General features: G+C 68.2%; 16 protein-coding genes and 1 riboswitch. Of the genes, 5 read left to right on the top strand and 11 right to left on the bottom strand.

What is annotated here, in order from left to right:
• Positions 1–132: 132 nt before the first annotated feature.
• A riboswitch (SAM riboswitch) is annotated at positions 133–250 on the bottom strand.
• An 83-nt stretch (positions 251–333) separates the two neighbouring features.
• The 5 genes from trpD to ACFVV1_RS31330 all read right to left on the bottom strand — a co-directional run bounded on the left by trpD (position 334) and on the right by ACFVV1_RS31330 (position 5,709).
• Complete coding sequence (trpD, locus tag ACFVV1_RS31350; protein WP_389996174.1) at positions 334–1,398, bottom strand: anthranilate phosphoribosyltransferase; 1,065 nt, start codon at positions 1,396–1,398, stop codon at positions 334–336.
• A 123-nt stretch (positions 1,399–1,521) separates the two neighbouring features.
• Positions 1,522–3,171: a cytochrome bc complex cytochrome b subunit gene (locus ACFVV1_RS31345; protein WP_389996171.1), complete on the bottom strand. Its 1,650-nt coding sequence runs from the start codon at positions 3,169–3,171 to the stop codon at positions 1,522–1,524.
• Entirely contained in the window at positions 3,168–4,220 is a 1,053-nt protein-coding gene (locus tag ACFVV1_RS31340; protein WP_389996169.1) for a Rieske 2Fe-2S domain-containing protein, read from the bottom strand. The genes ACFVV1_RS31345 and ACFVV1_RS31340 overlap by 4 nt, the downstream gene beginning before the upstream one ends.
• Positions 4,217–5,026 carry a c-type cytochrome gene (locus ACFVV1_RS31335; protein ID WP_389996166.1) on the bottom strand — a complete coding sequence of 270 codons (810 nt, stop codon included), beginning with the start codon at positions 5,024–5,026 and terminating at the stop codon, positions 4,217–4,219. The genes ACFVV1_RS31340 and ACFVV1_RS31335 overlap by 4 nt, the downstream gene beginning before the upstream one ends.
• A 62-nt stretch (positions 5,027–5,088) precedes the next feature.
• Positions 5,089–5,709, bottom strand: coding sequence for a heme-copper oxidase subunit III (locus ACFVV1_RS31330; RefSeq protein ID WP_384459961.1), 621 nt, complete (start codon positions 5,707–5,709; stop codon positions 5,089–5,091).
• Between the two features lie 187 nt (positions 5,710–5,896).
• On the opposite strand from ACFVV1_RS31330, the gene ACFVV1_RS31325 reads away from it, so the two are divergent.
• Positions 5,897–6,298: a hypothetical protein gene (locus ACFVV1_RS31325; protein ID WP_389996163.1), complete on the top strand. Its 402-nt coding sequence runs from the start codon at positions 5,897–5,899 to the stop codon at positions 6,296–6,298.
• Between the two features lie 45 nt (positions 6,299–6,343).
• Here the strand turns inward: ACFVV1_RS31325 and ACFVV1_RS31320 are convergent, their stop codons facing one another.
• The 4 genes from ACFVV1_RS31320 to coxB form a co-directional block, all read right to left on the bottom strand.
• On the bottom strand, positions 6,344–7,603 hold the full coding sequence (locus ACFVV1_RS31320) for an Ig-like domain-containing protein (RefSeq protein WP_389996160.1): 1,260 nt from the start codon (positions 7,601–7,603) through the stop codon (positions 6,344–6,346).
• Between the two features lie 118 nt (positions 7,604–7,721).
• Positions 7,722–8,120: a cytochrome c oxidase subunit 4 gene (locus tag ACFVV1_RS31315; protein ID WP_389996157.1), complete on the bottom strand. Its 399-nt coding sequence runs from the start codon at positions 8,118–8,120 to the stop codon at positions 7,722–7,724.
• On the bottom strand, positions 8,117–9,853 hold the full coding sequence (gene ctaD, locus ACFVV1_RS31310) for a cytochrome c oxidase subunit I (RefSeq protein ID WP_389996154.1): 1,737 nt from the start codon (positions 9,851–9,853) through the stop codon (positions 8,117–8,119). Before ctaD ends, ACFVV1_RS31315 begins: the two co-directional genes overlap by 4 nt.
• Positions 9,850–10,812 carry a cytochrome c oxidase subunit II gene (coxB, locus tag ACFVV1_RS31305; protein ID WP_389996152.1) on the bottom strand — a complete coding sequence of 321 codons (963 nt, stop codon included), beginning with the start codon at positions 10,810–10,812 and terminating at the stop codon, positions 9,850–9,852. Before coxB ends, ctaD begins: the two co-directional genes overlap by 4 nt.
• A 270-nt stretch (positions 10,813–11,082) precedes the next feature.
• On the opposite strand from coxB, the gene ACFVV1_RS31300 reads away from it, so the two are divergent.
• Positions 11,083–12,465 carry a cysteine desulfurase/sulfurtransferase TusA family protein gene (locus ACFVV1_RS31300; protein ID WP_389996149.1) on the top strand — a complete coding sequence of 461 codons (1,383 nt, stop codon included), beginning with the start codon at positions 11,083–11,085 and terminating at the stop codon, positions 12,463–12,465.
• A gap of 13 nt (positions 12,466–12,478) precedes the next feature.
• On the opposite strand, the gene ACFVV1_RS31295 is transcribed toward ACFVV1_RS31300, so the two are convergent.
• On the bottom strand, positions 12,479–13,453 hold the full coding sequence (locus tag ACFVV1_RS31295) for a carbohydrate kinase family protein (protein ID WP_389996146.1): 975 nt from the start codon (positions 13,451–13,453) through the stop codon (positions 12,479–12,481).
• Positions 13,454–13,612: 159 nt separating this feature from the next.
• Here ACFVV1_RS31295 and ACFVV1_RS31290 point away from each other — a divergent pair, with 159 nt between their 5' ends.
• Entirely contained in the window at positions 13,613–13,810 is a 198-nt protein-coding gene (locus ACFVV1_RS31290; protein WP_389996144.1) for a hypothetical protein, read from the top strand.
• A 141-nt stretch (positions 13,811–13,951) separates the two neighbouring features.
• Positions 13,952–15,418 (top strand): hypothetical protein, encoded by a 1,467-nt coding sequence (locus ACFVV1_RS31285; RefSeq protein WP_389996141.1) that lies wholly within the window; start codon positions 13,952–13,954, stop codon positions 15,416–15,418.
• An 80-nt stretch (positions 15,419–15,498) separates the two neighbouring features.
• Here the strand turns inward: ACFVV1_RS31285 and ACFVV1_RS31280 are convergent, their stop codons facing one another.
• On the bottom strand, positions 15,499–15,855 hold the full coding sequence (locus tag ACFVV1_RS31280) for an iron-sulfur cluster assembly accessory protein (RefSeq protein WP_030933606.1): 357 nt from the start codon (positions 15,853–15,855) through the stop codon (positions 15,499–15,501).
• A gap of 222 nt (positions 15,856–16,077) precedes the next feature.
• On the opposite strand from ACFVV1_RS31280, the gene nadA reads away from it, so the two are divergent.
• Complete coding sequence (gene nadA, locus ACFVV1_RS31275; protein WP_389996139.1) at positions 16,078–17,274, top strand: quinolinate synthase NadA; 1,197 nt, start codon at positions 16,078–16,080, stop codon at positions 17,272–17,274.
• Positions 17,275–17,297: the final 23 nt, after the last annotated feature.

Below are 17,297 nucleotides of genomic sequence, written 5' to 3'. Positions count from 1 at the left end.
TACGCGGCAGCGCAGCGGAAAGAGAAAAAAAGGGGTGCGGAGGAGGGCCGGGAAGCCCTATCGCATTCGCTTGCTCACAAGAGACTCCCTGGGGACCAGGACCCCGGGGGTTGGCATTCACAGATGCCGAGGGGCCCGCGCTTGCCGCAGACCTCGCTGCCTACGGCCTGGTCTTCACCCGGGGCACCCCGCCACGGACGGAGGGTTGCCGGACAGCGGGCCGGGGCCGTAGTCGCTGTCACTCATGACCTGCGCAGCATCTTGCCATACGTGCGTCGACCCGCAAGGCGCGGTCCAGGATCCGGACCGCGCCCCGCGTCACCTTCCGTCCGCTCAGGCGTTGCTGACCGCCACCCAGCGCTCCAGCGCCTGCCGGGCCGCCCCCGAGTCGATGGACTCGGCCGCCTTCGCGATACCGGCGGCGATCTGCTCGTTGAGTGTGCCGTCCGTCGGGTCCAGGGCCACCAGCGCCGCCGCGGAGTTGAGCAGCACGGCCTCCCGCGCCGGCCCGTGCTCGCCTGCCAGCACCCGGCGGGCCACGTCCGCGTTGTACGAGGGGTCGCCGCCGCGGAGCGCCTGTGGCGGCACCAGGTCCAGGCCGACGTCGCGCGGGTCGAACGCCTCCTCGCGCACCGATCCGTCCCGGACCACCCAGACGCGCGAGGTCGCGGTCGTCGTCAGCTCGTCCAGGCCGTCGTCGCCGCGGAAGACCAGCGACGAATTGCCGCGCTCGGCGAGGACACCGGCGACGATGGGCGCCATCCGCAGGTCGGCGACGCCGATGGCCTGGGAGCGCACCTTCGCCGGGTTGGTGAGCGGCCCCAGGATGTTGAACGTCGTCGGGGCACCGAGTTCCTTGCGGGCCCTGGCCACGTACCGCAGAGCGGGGTGGAACTTCACCGCGAAGCAGAGGGTGATGCCCGCTTCCTCGGCGACCTCGACGACCCGCTGCGCGCTGAGGTCCAGATTGACGCCGAGCTTCTCCAGCACGTCGGAGGAACCGCTCGCCGACGAGGACGCGCGGTTGCCGTGCTTGACGACCTTGGCGCCGGTGCCCGCGATGACGATCGCCGACATCGTGGAGATGTTGACCGTCTTGGCGAGGTCGCCGCCGGTGCCGACGATGTCGACCGTACGGCCGGGTACGTGGATGGTGTGGGCGTGCTCGTACATCGCGCGCACCAGCCCGGACACCTCCTCGACCGTCTCGCCCTTGGCGCGCAGGGCCACCGCGAAACCGGCGATCTGCACATCGCTCGCCTCACCGCTCATGATGCGGTCCATCGCCCACGCGGTGTCGTCCGCGGTCAGGTTCTCGCCACGCAGCAGCGGGTTCAGCAGGCCGGGCCAGGAACGGTCCGCCACGCTGTCGCCGCCGACCGGGGTCACAACGTTCATGGTCCGCTCCTGGGGTCCACAGCCGATAAAAGGGATAGCCCCACCCTATCGAGGGCCGGGGACAGCGAAGAGCCCCGTCCATCGGATGGACGGGGCTCCTGCTGTGGCGATCAGTTCAGACGATCAGTGGTGACCGTGGCCGCTGGTGATCTCCTTGTACTCCTCGACGGTGGGCTTGGCGATCTGGTTGTCCTCGCCGTAGTAACCCTTGCTGAGCTTGGCACGCAGCTTCTGCAGGACGGACACCTTGCGCTCGACACCGTTCTCGTCGACCGTCGGGCCGATCTCGGCCGGCTTGTACTGCTCGTGCGCGGTGAGCGTGTGCAGCTGCTCGGGGCCGAGCGGCTCGTGGATCTCGACGAACTCACCGTGCGGCAGGCGCTTGATCATGCCGGACTCGCGCCCGTGCAGCACCTTCTCCTTGTCACGGCGCTGGAGGCCGAGGCAGATCCGCCGGGTGGCGATGAACGTGAGGACCGGGCCCACGAAGATGAAGATCCGGACGAACCAGGAAATGGCGTTCAGCGACAGGTGGAAGTGCGTGGCCCACAGGTCGTTGCCACCGCCGACGAAGACGATGAAGTACAGGGTGATCCAGGCGACACCGAAGGCCGTCCGGGTCGGGGCGTTGCGCGGGCGGTCCAGGATGTGGTGCTCGCGCTTGTCCCCGGTGATCCAGGACTCGATGAACGGGTAGACCGCGATGATCGCGAGCACCAGTCCGAAGGCCATCAGCGGGATGAACACACCCAGGACGAGCGTGTGACCCCAGAGGTTGATCTCCCAGCCGGGCATCACTCGGATCAGACCCTCGGCGAAGCCCATGTACCAGTCGGGCTGGGCGCCGGTGGACACCTGGTCCGGGCGGTACGGGCCGATGGCCCAGATCGGGTTGATCGAGGCGATGGCCGCGATGACGGCGATGATGCCGAAGACCAGGAAGAAGAAGCCACCGGCCTTCGCCATGTACACCGGCAACAGCGGCATGCCGACGACGTTCCTGTTGGTGCGGCCGGGACCCGCGAACTGCGTGTGCTTGTGGTAGAAGACCAGGATCAGGTGCGCCACCAGCAGGCCGAGCATGATGCCCGGCAGCAGCAGGATGTGGATCGAGTAGAACCGGCCGACGAAGTCGTGGCCGGGGAACTCGCCGCCGAACATGAACATCGAGATGTACGTGCCGACGACCGGCATCGACAGGATCGCGCCCTGGGTGAAGCGGACACCCGTACCGGACAGCAGGTCGTCCGGGAGCGAGTAGCCGGTGAAGCCCGTGAACATACCCAGCACGAACAGCAGGAAGCCGAACAACCAGTTGACCTCACGCGGCTTGCGGAACGCACCCGTGAAGAAGACGCGCATCATGTGCACGAACATGCCGGCCAGGAAGATCAGCGCGGCCCAGTGGTGGATCTGGCGAACCAGCAGGCCACCACGGACGTCGAAGCTGATGTCCAGTGTCGAGGCGTAGGCCTCGGACATCTTGATGCCCTGCATCGGCTCGTACGAGCCGTGGTACACGACCTCGCCCATGCTCGGGTGGAAGAACAGCGTCAGATACACACCCGTGAGGATGATGATGATGAAGCTGTACAGGGCGATCTCACCGAGCATGAAGGACCAGTGGTCCGGGAAGATCTTGCGCATGTTGGCCTTGGCCAGGGAGTAGATCCCGAGCCGGCCGTCCGCCCAGTCGGCCACCCGCTCGCCGGCGGGCGCCTTGCGATTGCCCGGTGCGGCGGCACCGGGTGTGTTCGTGGTCGCAGTACTCATCCGCGCTCCCAGAATGCAGGACCGACGGGCTCTTCGAAGTCACCGAGCGCCTCGAGGTTGCCCTCACTGTTCACACCGATCCGCAGCTGCGGAAGGGCGTGACCGGCCGGACCGAAGATGACGCGGGCGCCGTCGGAGAGGTCGAAGGTGGACTGGTGGCACGGGCAGAGTACGTGGTGCGTCTGCTGCTCGTACAGGCTGATCGGGCAGCCGACGTGGGTGCAGATCTTGGAGAAGGCCACGATGCCCTCGTGGGCCCACTCGCGCTCGCGCTTGTCCTTGATGTTCTCCGGCTCGATGCGGATGATCATCAGCGCGGCCTTGGCGATCTGGTTCTGGAAGTCCTCCGCCTCCTCCGTCAGCCCTTCGGGCATGGCGAAGGTCAGCGAACCGACGGCGACGTCCTCGGGACGAAGCGGCAGCATCGTGTTCATGTTGATGAGCTGCTTGCCCTTGGCCCACAGGGTGTTGCGGAGCTTCTTCTCCGGCAGCGGACCGAGGTCGCGCAGCAGCACCACACCGGAGAGCGGCACCAGGGCCAGCGCGCCGAACATGGTGTTGCGGATCAGCTTGCGCCGGCCGAGCGCGGACTCCTGGGCACCTGCCGCGAAGTCGGCGAGAACCTTCGCCCTGACCTCGGGCTCGGCCTCGATGGCGTGCCGGTCGTCGGCGACCTCCACGTCGGTCATCAGGGTGCGCGCCCAGTGGACGGCACCTGCGCCGATCGTGAAGAGGGCCACGCCCAGGGTCAGACCCAGGGAGAAGTTGAGCGCGCTCACATGGCCGAAGGGCCAGATGTACACGATCTTGTCGACCGGGAAGATGACGTACGAGGCGATGAAGCCGACCGTCGCCAGCATGGACAGCGTGAACATGAACGCGACGGTGCGCTCGGAGCGCTTCGCGGCACGTTCGTCGATGTCCTGGATGCGCGGCTTGTGGGCCGGCAGCCCCGGGTCGGCGAACGGGTCGTCCGCGACCGTTACCGCGCCGTGCGCGTGGTCCTGCTCAGCGGGCAGGTTCTCGTCTGGAATCTCTTGGCTACTCATGACTTCTTGGCCTTAGCGGTGTGGGCCGCGACCCAAATGGCAAGTGCGATCAGGGCGCCGAGCCCGAAGATCCAGCCGAACAAGCCTTCGCTGACCGGCCCCAGGCCACCCAGCTTGAGACCGCCCGGGTTCTCCGACTGGGCGCTGTTCACGGTCTGGACGTACGCGATGATGTCCCGCTTCTGCTGCTCGGGCATCGTCGTGTCCGGGAAGGTCGGCATGCTCTGCGGGCCGGTCTGCATGGCCTCGTACATGTGCTTCGGGTCCACGCCTTCGAGGCTGGGCGCGTACTTGCCGTTCGTCAGCGCACCACCCTCGCCGGTGAAGTTGTGGCACTGAGCGCAGTTGGTACGGAACAGGTCGCCACCCTTGGCGATGTCCGCGCCGTCAGGGCTGACCTGGCTCTTGGTCGGAACGATCGGACCGGCGCCGAGCGACGCGACGTACGCCGCGAGCTGGTCGATCTCGGACTGGCTGTAGATGACCTTCTTCTTCGGTACCTGGGCACCCGGCTGCTGCGCCGGCATGCGGCCCGTACCGACCTGGAAGTCCACGGCGGCGGAGCCCACGCCCACCAGGCTCGGCCCGTCGGTGGTGCCCCGACCGCCGATTCCGTGGCAGCTGGCGCAACCGACGGAGTACAGCTTCTTGCCCTCGTCGATGGCGAGGGACTGGGCGGTTTCGTCGGCCTGCGCCTTACTCGCGGGCGCAAACGCGGCGTACAGCCCCCCAGTAGCCGCCAGCGCGAGGAGTAGTACGACAACCGCCGCCAACGGATGGCGTCGTCGTGCGGAGAGCTTTTTCACGGATTACCCCGGTGTCAGGATCTTCTGCGTCGATGCTGGATGTGGTTCGGGTTCGAGCCCGGTTACTTGATCATGTAGATCGTGGCGAAGAGGCCGATCCACACGACATCGACGAAGTGCCAGTAATAGGACACGACGATGGCAGCGGTGGCCTGTTCGTGGGTGAACCTCTTGGCTGCGTATGTCCTGCCCAGAACGAGCAGGAAGGCGATGAGACCGCCTGTCACGTGCAGCCCGTGGAAGCCGGTCGTCAGGTAGAACACCGAGCCGTACGGGTCGGAGGACAGCGAGAGGCCGTCCTTCTTCACCAGCTCGGTGTACTCGAAGACCTGGCCTCCGATGAAGATCGCACCCATCACGAACGTGATCACGAACCAGGCACGGAGTTTCTTCACATCGCCCCGCTCCGCGGCGAAGACGCCGAGCTGGCAGGTGAGTGAGGAAAGCACCAGGATCGTGGTGTTCGTCGCCGAGAACGGGAAGTTCAGGGCCGAAGCCATTTCCTTCCAGTGATCCGGTCCCGTCACCGATCGCAGGGTGAAGTACATCGCGAAGAGGGCCGCGAAGAACATCAGCTCGGAACTCAACCAGATGATGGTTCCGACGCTGGTGAGGTTCGGTCGATTGACCGACGGGTGCGCGTGCCCGGTTTCTACTGTCGTTGCTGTCGCCACGCTCGACATTATGTCGGTCCCTTATCCCGCCCTCACCCCGGGGGGTGCTGTTCGGTGTGTCAACAGGGTGTGCCCTCCCCGAACAGCCCATGAATCCGCTGTCCCGGGCGGTGCTGACAGCCCATCGGGCGGAGTACGATCCGCGCATCGGTTCATGCCCGGCAAGCCCCGAAGACACAGATGTCACGGAGGAACAATGCAGCCGACCGCCACGGTCCTGGTCTACAGCGACGACGCCAACACCCGTGAGCAGGTGAGGCTGGCAGCCGGGCGCAGGCCCGCGGCCGATGTGCCACCGGTGGAGTTCCTGGAGTGCGCCACGCTGCCCGCCGTCCTGCAGGCGCTGGACAACGGCGGCATCGATGTCTGCGTCCTGGACGGTGAGGCGGCCCCGGCGGGCGGTATGGGCGTCTGCCGGCAGATCAAGGACGAGATCTTCCGCTGCCCGCCGGTGCTGCTGCTGATCGGACGCCCTCAGGACGCCTGGCTGGCCACCTGGAGCCGTGCGGACGCCGCGGTGACCCTTCCGGTCGAACCGGTCGAGTTCGCGGACGCCCTGGCCGCTCTGCTGCGCAGCAGGGACTGCGTGGACGCCTGAGGCCCGCCGCGGCTCCGCCGAGGGGCAGCGCGCTCCCCGGGCCGGTCAGACCTCGGGGCGCAGTCGCGCCGCCTGGATCGTCTCCGTGCGGTCCGGCGCGTCGTTCTTCTGCAGGGCGCTGCCCTGCTGCCATTTCGCCCAGGACAGGTTCCAGTCGCCGAAGCCGTTGTCGAACGGCGTCATCGTCTCGCCCTGGCTGCCGACGACCTGGACGATGTCGCCCGTGTGCACGGTGTTGAAGAACCACTCGGCCAGGCTGGTGCTCATGCCCGTACAGCCGTGGCTGACGTTCGCGTACCCCTGGGATCCGGTGGACCAGGGGGCCGCGTGCACGTACTCGCCGCTCCAGGTGACGCGGGTCGCGTAGTGGACCATCAGGTCGTACCCGTCGGAGGAGTCCTCCGAGATGCCGACGGTCTCGCCGCGCATGCGTACGGAGTACTCCTTGCTCAGCACGACCTTGACGCCGTTTCTGGTGGCGAAGCCGGGCTTGCCGGTGGTCACCGGAATGGTGTTGATCACTTTCCCGTTGCGCTTGACCGTCATCGTGTGCGCGGCGGCGTCGGTGATGGCCTCGATGCGGTCGCCCGTGGTGAGCTTCAGCGCCTTCACGGGCGCTCCGTACAGGTTGTCGCCGACCTTGATGCCGGCCAGGCCGCTGGTGACGTCGATGGTGGCTCCGGCGGGCCAGTACTCCTTGGGGCGGTAGTGCAGGGTCTTGTCGTCGACCCAGTACCAGGAGCCGGTCACGGCGGGCGCGGAACGGACGCGCAGGGCGCGCTCCACGGTGGCCCTGGACGCCTTGTCCTTGACCGGAGTGCTGAGTTGCGCCGTGATGGGCTGTCCTACCCCGTAGGTGCCCGCCTGGGGGCCGAATGTGACCTTCAGGACCTTCTTGGCCCGGACGGAGGCGGTCTCGAACGAGAGCGTACGGCCGCCCGGGGCGCCGTCGCCGTCCTCCATGCTGACCTGGACGGTGTAGCGGGTGCCGGCGGCGAGCGGGGAGGTGGAGTGCCAGCGCCTCCCGTCGGCGTCCAGTTCGCCCGCCAGATGGCGTCCGGTCGTGTCCGTGGCCGTCACGTCCGTGATCCGGCCGTCGCCGTCCTCGACGTTGACTTCGAGCGGCTTGTCGGGGTCGGCCTTCTCGTCGCCCGCGGGGACGTTGGCGGAGATCTCGTCCGTCGCGTCGTACGGTTTCGCCGCGAGCGGGTGGCCGTCGGACCCACAGGCGGTCACACCTGCGACCAGGGTCATGACCAGCAGAGTGCTGCTGACTACGGGGCGGAAGCGCGGCGTGTGGCTCATGAACACACGTTATGGAGATTCATCCCTATAAGCGCGCGATGTGACTGCAAACGGGGGACCCGTACTCCTTTTGGTGGAGAAGTACGGGCCCCCCGTCAGGTGGAGCGGTGACGCGAGGTCACTGGGTGCGGTTCTCACCGCGGTAGTACTCGAAGACCCAGCCGAACAGGCCGACCAGGATCACCGGGACCGAGTAGTAGAGCAGCCACCAGCCGAAGACGATGCCCAGGAAGGCGAGGGCGCCACCGGTGGCCAGCGCGAGCGGCTGCCAGCTGTGCGGGGAGAAGAACCCCACCTCGCCGGCCTCGTCCGCGACATCGGCTTCCTTGTTGTCCTGCGCCATGGCGTCGACCCGCCTGGCCGTGAAGGCCAGGTAGAAGCCGATCATGATGCTCAGGCCGAAGGCCAGGACGAGCGCGGTGGTACCGGCCGGCTCCTTCGACCACACGCCGTACGTGACGGCCAGGGCGAGGAAGAAAACGCTCAGCCAGATGAACAGCTTGCCCTGGATCTTCACTTGCCGGCCTCCTTGCCACCAGTGAGCGCCTTGTCGGCCTCGGAGTGGTGCTCCAGCAGCTCGAGCGCCGCGATCTCCGGGTGGTGCAGGTCGAACGCCGGGGATTCGGAACGGATCCGCGGCAGGGTGAGGAAGTTGTGCCGCGGCGGCGGGCAGGAGGTCGCCCACTCCAGCGAACGGCCGTAGCCCCACGGGTCGTCGACCTCGATCTTCTTGCCGTACTTGGCGGTCTTCCACACGTTGTAGAAGAACGGCAGCATCGACAGGCCGAGCAGGAACGAGGAGATCGTCGAGATCGTGTTCAGCGCGGTGAAGCCGTCTGCGGCGAGGTAGTCCGCGTAACGACGCGGCATGCCCTCGGCACCCAGCCAGTGCTGCACCAGGAACGTGCCGTGGAAGCCCACGAACAGCGTCCAGAACGTGATCTTGCCGAGCCGCTCGTCCAGCATCTTGCCGGTGAACTTCGGCCACCAGAAGTGGAATCCGGAGAACATCGCGAAGACCACGGTGCCGAAGACGACGTAGTGGAAGTGCGCGACGACGAAGTACGAGTCCGATACGTGGAAGTCCATCGGGGGCGACGCCAGGATGACACCGGTCAGACCACCGAAGGTGAAGGTGATCAGGAAGCCGACGGCCCAGAGCATCGGTGTCTCGAAGGACAACGACCCCTTCCACATCGTGCCGATCCAGTTGAAGAACTTCACACCGGTCGGTACCGCGATGAGGAAGGTCATGAACGAGAAGAACGGCAACAGCACACCGCCGGTGACGTACATGTGGTGCGCCCACACGGTCACGGAGAGGCCGGCGATGGCGATCGTCGCGCTGATCAGACCGATGTAGCCGAACATCGGCTTGCGGCTGAACACCGGAATCACTTCGGAAATGATTCCGAAGAACGGCAAAGCGATGATGTACACCTCTGGATGGCCGAAGAACCAGAAGAGGTGTTGCCAGAGCAGGGCGCCGCCATTGGCTGCATCGAACACATGCGCGCCGAACTTGCGGTCGACCTCCAGCGCGAAGAGCGCGGCGGCGAGGACCGGGAAGGCCAGCAGGACCAGTACAGCGGTCAGCAGGACGTTCCAGACGAAGATCGGCATGCGGAACATCGTCATGCCAGGGGCGCGCATGCAGATGATCGTGGTGATGAAGTTGACCGAACCGAGGATCGTGCCGAAGCCGGAGAAGGCCAGACCCATGATCCACATGTCGCCGCCGATGCCCGGCGAACGGACCGCGTCGGTCAGCGGGGAGTAGGCGAACCAGCCGAAGTCGGCCGCACCCTGCGGGGTGAGGAAGCCGGCCACCGCGATGATCGAGCCGAAGAGGTACAGCCAGTACGCGAACATGTTCAGCCGCGGGAACGCCACATCGGGCGCGCCGATCTGCAGCGGCATGATCCAGTTCGCGAATCCGGCGAACAGCGGCGTCGCGAACATCAGCAGCATGATCGTGCCGTGCATCGTGAACGCCTGGTTGAACTGCTCGTTCGACATGATCTGCGTGCCGGGACGGGCCAGTTCGGCGCGCATGAAGAGCGCCATCAGACCGCCGATGCAGAAGAACGCGAACGATGTGACCAGGTACATCGTGCCGATCGTCTTGTGGTCAGTGGTGGTCAGCCACTTGATGACGACGTTTCCCGGCTGCTTGCGCCGGACCGGCAGCTCGTCCTCGTACGAGTCGTCTGCTGCCGCGGCACCCTGAGGTTCGTTGAGGATGCTCACAGTTTGTTCGTCTCCGCATTCCTGGCCGGGTCAGTCTGCTCGATGCCGGCCGGCACGTAGCCCGTCTGGCCCTTCTTCGCCAGCTCCTTGAGGTGCGCCTGGTAGCGCTCCGGGGAGACGACCTTGACGTTGAAGAGCATCCGGGAGTGGTCGACGCCACAGAGCTCGGCGCACTTGCCCATGAAGGTGCCCTCTTGGTTGGGAGTCACCTCGAAGGCGTTGGTGTGGCCCGGAAAGACGTCCTGCTTCATGAGGAACGGCACCACCCAGAAGGAGTGGATGACGTCACGCGAAGTCAGAACGAAGCGGACCTTCTCGCCCTTCGGCAGCCACAGGGTCGGACCCGGGTTGCCGTTCTGCGGATTCCGCGTTCCCGGGATGCCGTAGTCGTAGACGCCCTCTGCGCCCTTGGGGAAGTCCTTCCGGAACCTTTCCGGAATGGCATCGAGCTCCTTGGGGATCTGTTTGCCCGTGGCGAGCGAGCCGTCCACGTTCTCGATGTAGTTGAATCCCCAGCTCCACTGGTAGCCGACCACGTTGATGGTGTGGGCGGGCTTCGGGGAGAGCGTGAGGAGCTTCGATTCATCGCGCGCGGTGAAGTAGAACAACACCGAGACGATGATCAGAGGGACCACGGTGTACAGCGCCTCGATGGGCATGTTGTACCTGGTCTGCGGAGGAACCTGGACCTTGGTGCGGCTGCGCCGGTGGAAGATGACGCTCCACAGGATCAGGCCCCAGACCAGCACACCCGTGGCGAGCGCTGCCGCCCACGAGCCCTGCCAGAGGGAAAGGATCCGTGGTGCCTCTTCCGTCACCGGAGTGGGCATACCAAGGCGGGGGAAGTCCTTGTATGTGCAACCGGTTGCGGTCGCCAGGATCAGGCCCGCAGTCAGCACCTGCGGCAGCTTCCGCCGCATCGGGCGCCGCGACGAGCGGTCGGAGCCGTTGGGACTCACGTAGCGCCTTCCCGAGAGTCTCGCCCGCGCGGTCGGCGCGGCCGTGTCTCTGGTCGGTCGCCGCCCTGACGCGGGCAGGGGTTTGGATGTTTATGCGGACCAAACCCTACTGGACGCTATTTGGGGCCGCGCGGGGAGGGTGCCCAACGCGCCGTCCGACTCCCCGAAGGGGTGGAATACGGGCCTCCGGCCGTCATCTGACGCCCCCTCTCCTGGCCGCGCGGGCGGCCCGTCCACGGCTCCGGGCCCCGCGCGGGCTAGCGTGGCAGCGTGCCCTACTTCGACGCCGCTTCCTCCGCTCCCCTGCACCCCGTCGCCCGGCAGGCGCTGCTTGCCGCGCTGGACGAGGGGTGGGCCGACCCGGCCAGGCTCTACCGCGAGGGGCGGCGGGCCCGCCTCTTGCTGGACGCGGCCCGGGAGGCCGCCGCGGACGCCGTCGGGTGCCGTCCGGACGAGCTCACATTCACTCCTTCGGGTACGCGGGCGGTGCACTCCGGAATTTCCGGAGCTCTCGCGGGGCGTCGGCGTGTCGGCCGCCATCTGGCCATCTCCGCTGTCGAGCACTCGTCGGTGCTCCATGCGGCGGCCGCCCACGAGGCGCAGGGCGGATCGGTCTCCGAGGTCGCGGTCGACCGGTCGGGGGCGGTGAGCGCGGCGGGGTACGCGGACGCGCTGCGCGAGGACACCGCGCTGGCCTGTCTGCAGTCCGCGAATCACGAGGTCGGCACCGAGCAGCCGGTGGCCGAGGTGGCGGAGGTCTGCCGGGCGGCGGGGGTGCCGCTGCTGGTGGATGCCGCGCAGTCGCTGGGCTGGGGGCCGGTGCCGGAGGGCTGGTCGCTGCTGGCGGCCAGCGCGCACAAGTGGGGCGGGCCCTCGGGGGTCGGGCTGCTGGCCGTACGCAAGGGGGTGCGGTTCGCGGTTCAAGGACCGGCCGACGACCGGGAGTCGGGGCGGGCCGCGGGGTTCGAGAACCTTCCGGCGATCGTGGCCGCGGCGGCGTCGCTGCGGGCGGTGCGGGCGGAAGCGGCGGCGGAGTCCGTGCGGCTGCGGGCCCTGGTGGACCGCATCAGGGCCCGGGTGCCCGAGCTGGTGCCGGATGTGGAGGTGGTCGGCGATCCGGTGCGGCGGCTGCCGCATCTGGTGACCTTCTCCTGTCTCTATGTCGACGGGGAGACACTGCTCCATGAGCTGGACCGGGCGGAATTCTCCGTATCGTCCGGTTCCTCCTGCACCAGCAGCACGCTGATTCCGAGCCATGTGCTCAAGGCGATGGGAGTGCTGTCGGAGGGGAACGTACGGGTGTCGCTGCCGGCCGGCACGGCGGACGAGGACGTCGACCGCTTCCTGGACGTGCTGCCCCGGGTGGTGGCGGAGGTACGGGAGAGGCTGGGCGCGCCCGTCTCGGCGCCGCCCTCCCCCGCCGCGGCCGCGTCCCTGGTGGTCGATGCCCTCGGGAAGCGGTGCCCGATCCCGGTGATCGAGCTCGCAAAGGTGATCGGGGAGGTGCCGCCGGGCGGGACGGTGACCGTGCTCTCCGACGACGAGGCGGCCCGCCTGGACATTCCGGCCTGGTGCGCGATGCGTGAGCAGGAGTACGTGGGCGTGGAGCCGGCGGACCGTGGCTCGGCCTATGTGGTCCGCCGGCTGACCTGAGGTGCCCGCGGGATCAGCCCAGGTGCGCGCGGACCTCGGCGGCGGCGTCGTGGCCGTACGCCTTGGTGAAGCGGTCCATGAAGTGGGCGCGGCGCAGGGTGTACTCCTGGGTGCCGACGGTCTCGATGACCAGCGTGGCGAGCATGCAGCCGACCTGGGCGGCGCGCTCCAGTCCGACGCCCCAGGCGAGACCGGAGAGGAATCCGGCGCGGAAGGCGTCGCCGACACCGGTCGGGTCGGCCTTGATCTCCTCCTCCGGGCAGCCGACCTCGATCGCCTCCTGGCCGACCCGCTCGATCCGGACACCGCGGGCGCCGAGCGTGGTGACCCGGTGGCCGACCTTGGCCAGGATCTCCTCGTCGGTCCAGCCGGTCTTGGACTCGATGAGCCCCTTCTCGTACTCGTTGGAGAAGAGGTACACGGCGCCGTCGAGGAGGATCCGGATCTCGTCGCCGTCCATCCGGGCGATCTGCTGCGAGAAGTCCGCGGCGAACGGGATGCCCCGGGTGCGGCACTCCTCGGTGTGGCGGAGCATCCCCTCGGGGTCGTCGGCACCGATCGAGACGAGGTCGAGGCCGCCGACCCGGTCGGCGACGGCCTTCAGCTCGATGAGGCGGGCCTCGCTCATCGCACCCGTGTAGAAGGAGCCGATCTGGTTGTGGTCCGCGTCCGTCGTGCAGACGAAGCGGGCGGTGTGCAGGACCTCGGAGATCCTGACCGAACCCGTGTCGACGCCGTGGCGGTCGAGCCAGGCGCGGTACTCGTCGAAGTCGGCGCCCGCGGCACCGACCAGGATCGGGCTGGTGCCCAGCAGGCCCATGCCGAAGCAGATATTGGCGGCGACACCGCCCCGGCGCACGTCGAGGTTGTCGACCAGGAAGGAGAGCGAGACCGTGTGCAGCTGATCCGCGACCAGCTGGTCGGCGAAGCGGCCGGGGAAGGTCATGAGGTGATCGGTGGCGATGGAGCCGGTGACTGCGATTCGCACGGGGAGACTGCTCCTGCGGAGATCGGAGGGAACGGGTGACTGCGTTCCCTGGGCGGCGTGACAGTTCACGCTACCTCTCTCCGCACTCACCCCGAAGGGGTGAAAACTACCCGATAGTAGGTCTTTCTTCCCGAGGCGCGTGGCGCCTACGGTGCGGTTATGTCGAACCACATCGCTACGCGCGAGTCCGAGATGAGCCTGGCCGAGCTGCGCGGTGACTGCGCGCGGATGGCTCCGCACTGGGTGGTCCCCGCGAAGTCCGCCCCCGCCCGGGTCGCGCCGTCCCTGATCCACGGTGTGACGGTGCCGGCCGCCTCCGCCCGGCTGATCGACGCCATGTCCGAGTACGGCGACTGAGAACGGCGCCGATCACCTCCGACGCCCCCTGAGGGAACCGAGCGCTCCTGTGCCCCGTCCCACCGTTGTCCCCGACCCCGTGGGACGGACGGCAGGCCGGGTGAGGCCTGTGACGGCAACGCAGGCGAAGGAGCGGATCCGGTGAGCACCGAGCGACCCGACAACGACGTGACGAGCCCCCGGCGGCGTTCGCCGCTCGCCGTGGCCTCGGTGGCGGCTGCCGTACTGCTGGCCGGGGGCGGCGGCGCGTACTGGGCCGCGACCGCGGCGGACGGCGAGGGCAGGAGCGGCGGCAACGCGTCCGGCAGCGGGAAGCCGGCCCCTCCCCCGCTGGCCCTGGACGGGCGCGTGGGCGGCCCGGCGGCACCCGGCGGGGTCCCACCGGGCATCGCGCCGGGCGAACCCGATCCGAACGGCGGCCGGGTGGTCTACCGTGCGTCCGGCGAGTTGCCCGAGGGGCCGCGTACGGCGGCGGTGCAGCACGCCGAGGGGACCGTCTCCGCGGCGGAGGTGGCCCGGCTGGCGAAGGCGCTGGGTCTGGAGGGCACGCCGCGGGCGGAGGGCACGTCCTGGAAGGTGGGGTCCGACGGGGACGGCTCGGGCCCGGTCCTGCGGGTGGGCAAGCAGGCTCCCGGCACCTGGAGTTTCGCCCGGTACGGCTCCGGCGGTACGGACAACTGCGAGAGCACCACGGTCTGTTCCGGCCGGAAGGCGGCCCCGGGCGGCAGCGGTTCCCCGGTGAGCGAGAGCGCCGCGAGGGCTGCCGCGACGCCGGTCCTGAAGGCGGTGGGCCAGGACGACGCCGCGCTCGACGCCCGCCAGCTCATGGGTTCGGTACGGGTGGTGAACGCCGACCCGAAGGTGGACGGCCTTCCCGCCTACGGCTGGTCGACCGGCATCCAGATCGGTCCGGACGGCGAAGTGGTCGGCGGCAGCGGCCAGTTGAAGGGGCTGGCGAAGGGGGACAGCTATCCGGTGATCAGCGCGAGCGAGGCGCTGAAGCAGCTGAACGGGTCGGCGTCCCGGACGGACGGGCGCGCGGACATCGGTGGCTGCGCCGATCCCGTACCGCTGCAGGATGGCCTGAAATCGCCTGGGGTCCACTGCGGGACGCGGACCGGCGCGGAGCCGACGACGACCACCGTGACGGTCGACAAGGCGGTGTTCGGGCTGACGAGTCAGTACGTGGCGGGCAAGCGGACGCTCGTACCGTCCTGGCTCTTCTCGGTGCGGCCGGCCGCACCCGGCATGGGCAGCACCGTGTCGCAGGTCGCCGTGGACCCCGCGTATCTGACGAAGGACGCACCGTCGACGACGACCCCGCCCCGGGGGGACGCGGAGAAGTCCCCGCAGCAGATCCTGTCGTACAGCGCCGACGGGCGGACCCTGTCGGTGACGTTCTGGGGCGGGGTGTGCAGCACGTACGCGGCGAGCGCGACCGAGGACGGGAAGTCGGTGCGGGTGACGGTGACGGAGTCGAAGCCGGCCGGCAGGAAGGTCTGCATCATGATTGCCAAGGAGCTGACCCGGACGGTGACGCTGGACGCGCCGCTCGGTGACCGGACGGTGGTCGACGCGGCATCGGGCGGCGACGTGCCCCGCGCCTGACGCGCGCCCGCGCATACGACGACGGTGGCGGTCCCGGATTCCGGGACCGCCACCGTTCGTTCCGCCGATTCCGTCAGGTTTTAGCTGAAGGAGTCGCCGCAGGCGCAGGAGCCCGTGGCGTTCGGGTTGTCGATCGTGAAGCCCTGCTTCTCGATGGTGTCGACGAAGTCGATGGAGGCGCCGCCCAGGTACGGAGCGCTCATCCGGTCGGTGACGACCTTGACGCCGTCGAAGTCCTTCACGACGTCGCCGTCGAGCGAACGCTCGTCGAAGAAGAGCTGGTAGCGCAGGCCCGAGCAACCGCCGGGCTGGACGGCGACGCGCAGCGCCAGGTCGTCACGGCCTTCCTGCTCCAGCAGGCCCTTGACCTTGGCTGCGGCGGCGTCGGACAGGAGGATGCCGTCGCTCACGGTGGTGGTCTCGTCCGATACGGACATCTGCTTCTCTCCCGGGTTGTACGGAGACTGCTTGCCGACGTTGCAACCGTCGGGACCGCGGATTCATTCCGGGCCGAGCGCTTGCCTGTTCCATTCATGCTCGCACACCGGCCACCCCGCGGTATGCGTCACATCGACACTATGGCCGTCGTCAAAGTGACGTGAACCGGATATGATAGATAACGTCAATTCGACGAAAAGGCTTTCCGCAGAGAAGAAAGGGTGCGTGACGTGACCACGGCCCACCCCGTCCAGGATCTCGACGTCCAGCCGACGCCCCTCGCGCTGCTCCTGCTCGGCCGCGAGGCCGACCCGAGGAGCGAGCGCGGCGTCGAGTGTCCCGGCGACCTGCCCTCCCCGTCCGACCCGGACCTGGTGGAACGTGCCCGCGCGGCCAGGGAGAAGCTCGGGGACAAGGTGTTCGTCCTCGGCCACCACTACCAGCGCGACGAGGTCATCCAGTTCGCGGACGTCACCGGCGACTCCTTCAAGCTCGCCCGGGACGCGGCGGCGCGCCCGGAGGCGGAGTACATCGTCTTCTGCGGCGTGCACTTCATGGCCGAGTCCGCGGACATCCTGACCACCGACGACCAGAAGGTCGTGCTGCCGGACCTGGCGGCGGGCTGCTCGATGGCCGACATGGCCACCGCCGAGCAGGTCGCCGAGTGCTGGGACGTACTGACCGAGGCCGGGGTCGCCGAGCAGGTCGTACCCGTCTCGTACATGAACTCCTCCGCCGACATCAAGGCCTTCACCGGCCGGCACGGCGGCACGATCTGCACCTCGTCCAACGCCGAGCGGGCGCTGGAGTGGGCCTTCGAGCAGGGGGAGAAGGTGCTCTTCCTGCCCGACCAGCACCTGGGCCGGAACACCGCGGTCCGGGACCTGGGGATGACGCTGGAGGACTGCGTCCTCTACAACCCGCACAAGCCGAACGGCGGCCTCACCGCCGAGGAGCTGCGCAACGCCAAAATGATCCTGTGGCGCGGGCACTGCTCGGTGCACGGGCGCTTCTCGATCGACTCCGTCAACGATGTGCGCGAGCGCATTCCGGGCGTCAATGTGCTGGTGCACCCGGAGTGCAGGCACGAGGTCGTGGCGGCGGCGGACTACGTCGGCTCGACGGAGTACATCATCAAGGCCCTGGAGGCGGCGCCGGCCGGCTCGAAGTGGGCGATCGGCACCGAGCTGAACCTGGTGCGCCGCCTGGCCAACCGGTTCGCGGCCGAGGACAAGGAGATCGTCTTCCTCGACAAGACGGTGTGCTTCTGCTCGACGATGAACCGGATCGACCTGCCGCACCTGGTGTGGGCCCTGGAGTCGCTGGCCGAGGGGAACCTGGTCAACCGGATCGAGGTCGACCCGGAGACGGAGAAGTACGCGAAGCTGGCGCTGGAGCGGATGCTGGCACTGCCGTAGGACTCCGCCCCGACCCCCGGTCC

Source organism: Streptomyces sp. NPDC058092 (assembly GCF_042884935.1).
Taxonomy (GTDB): Bacteria; Actinomycetota; Actinomycetes; order Streptomycetales; family Streptomycetaceae; genus Streptomyces.
Note: the sequence above shows the minus strand (reverse complement) of the source record. Positions and strands in the feature narration are given on the sequence as shown.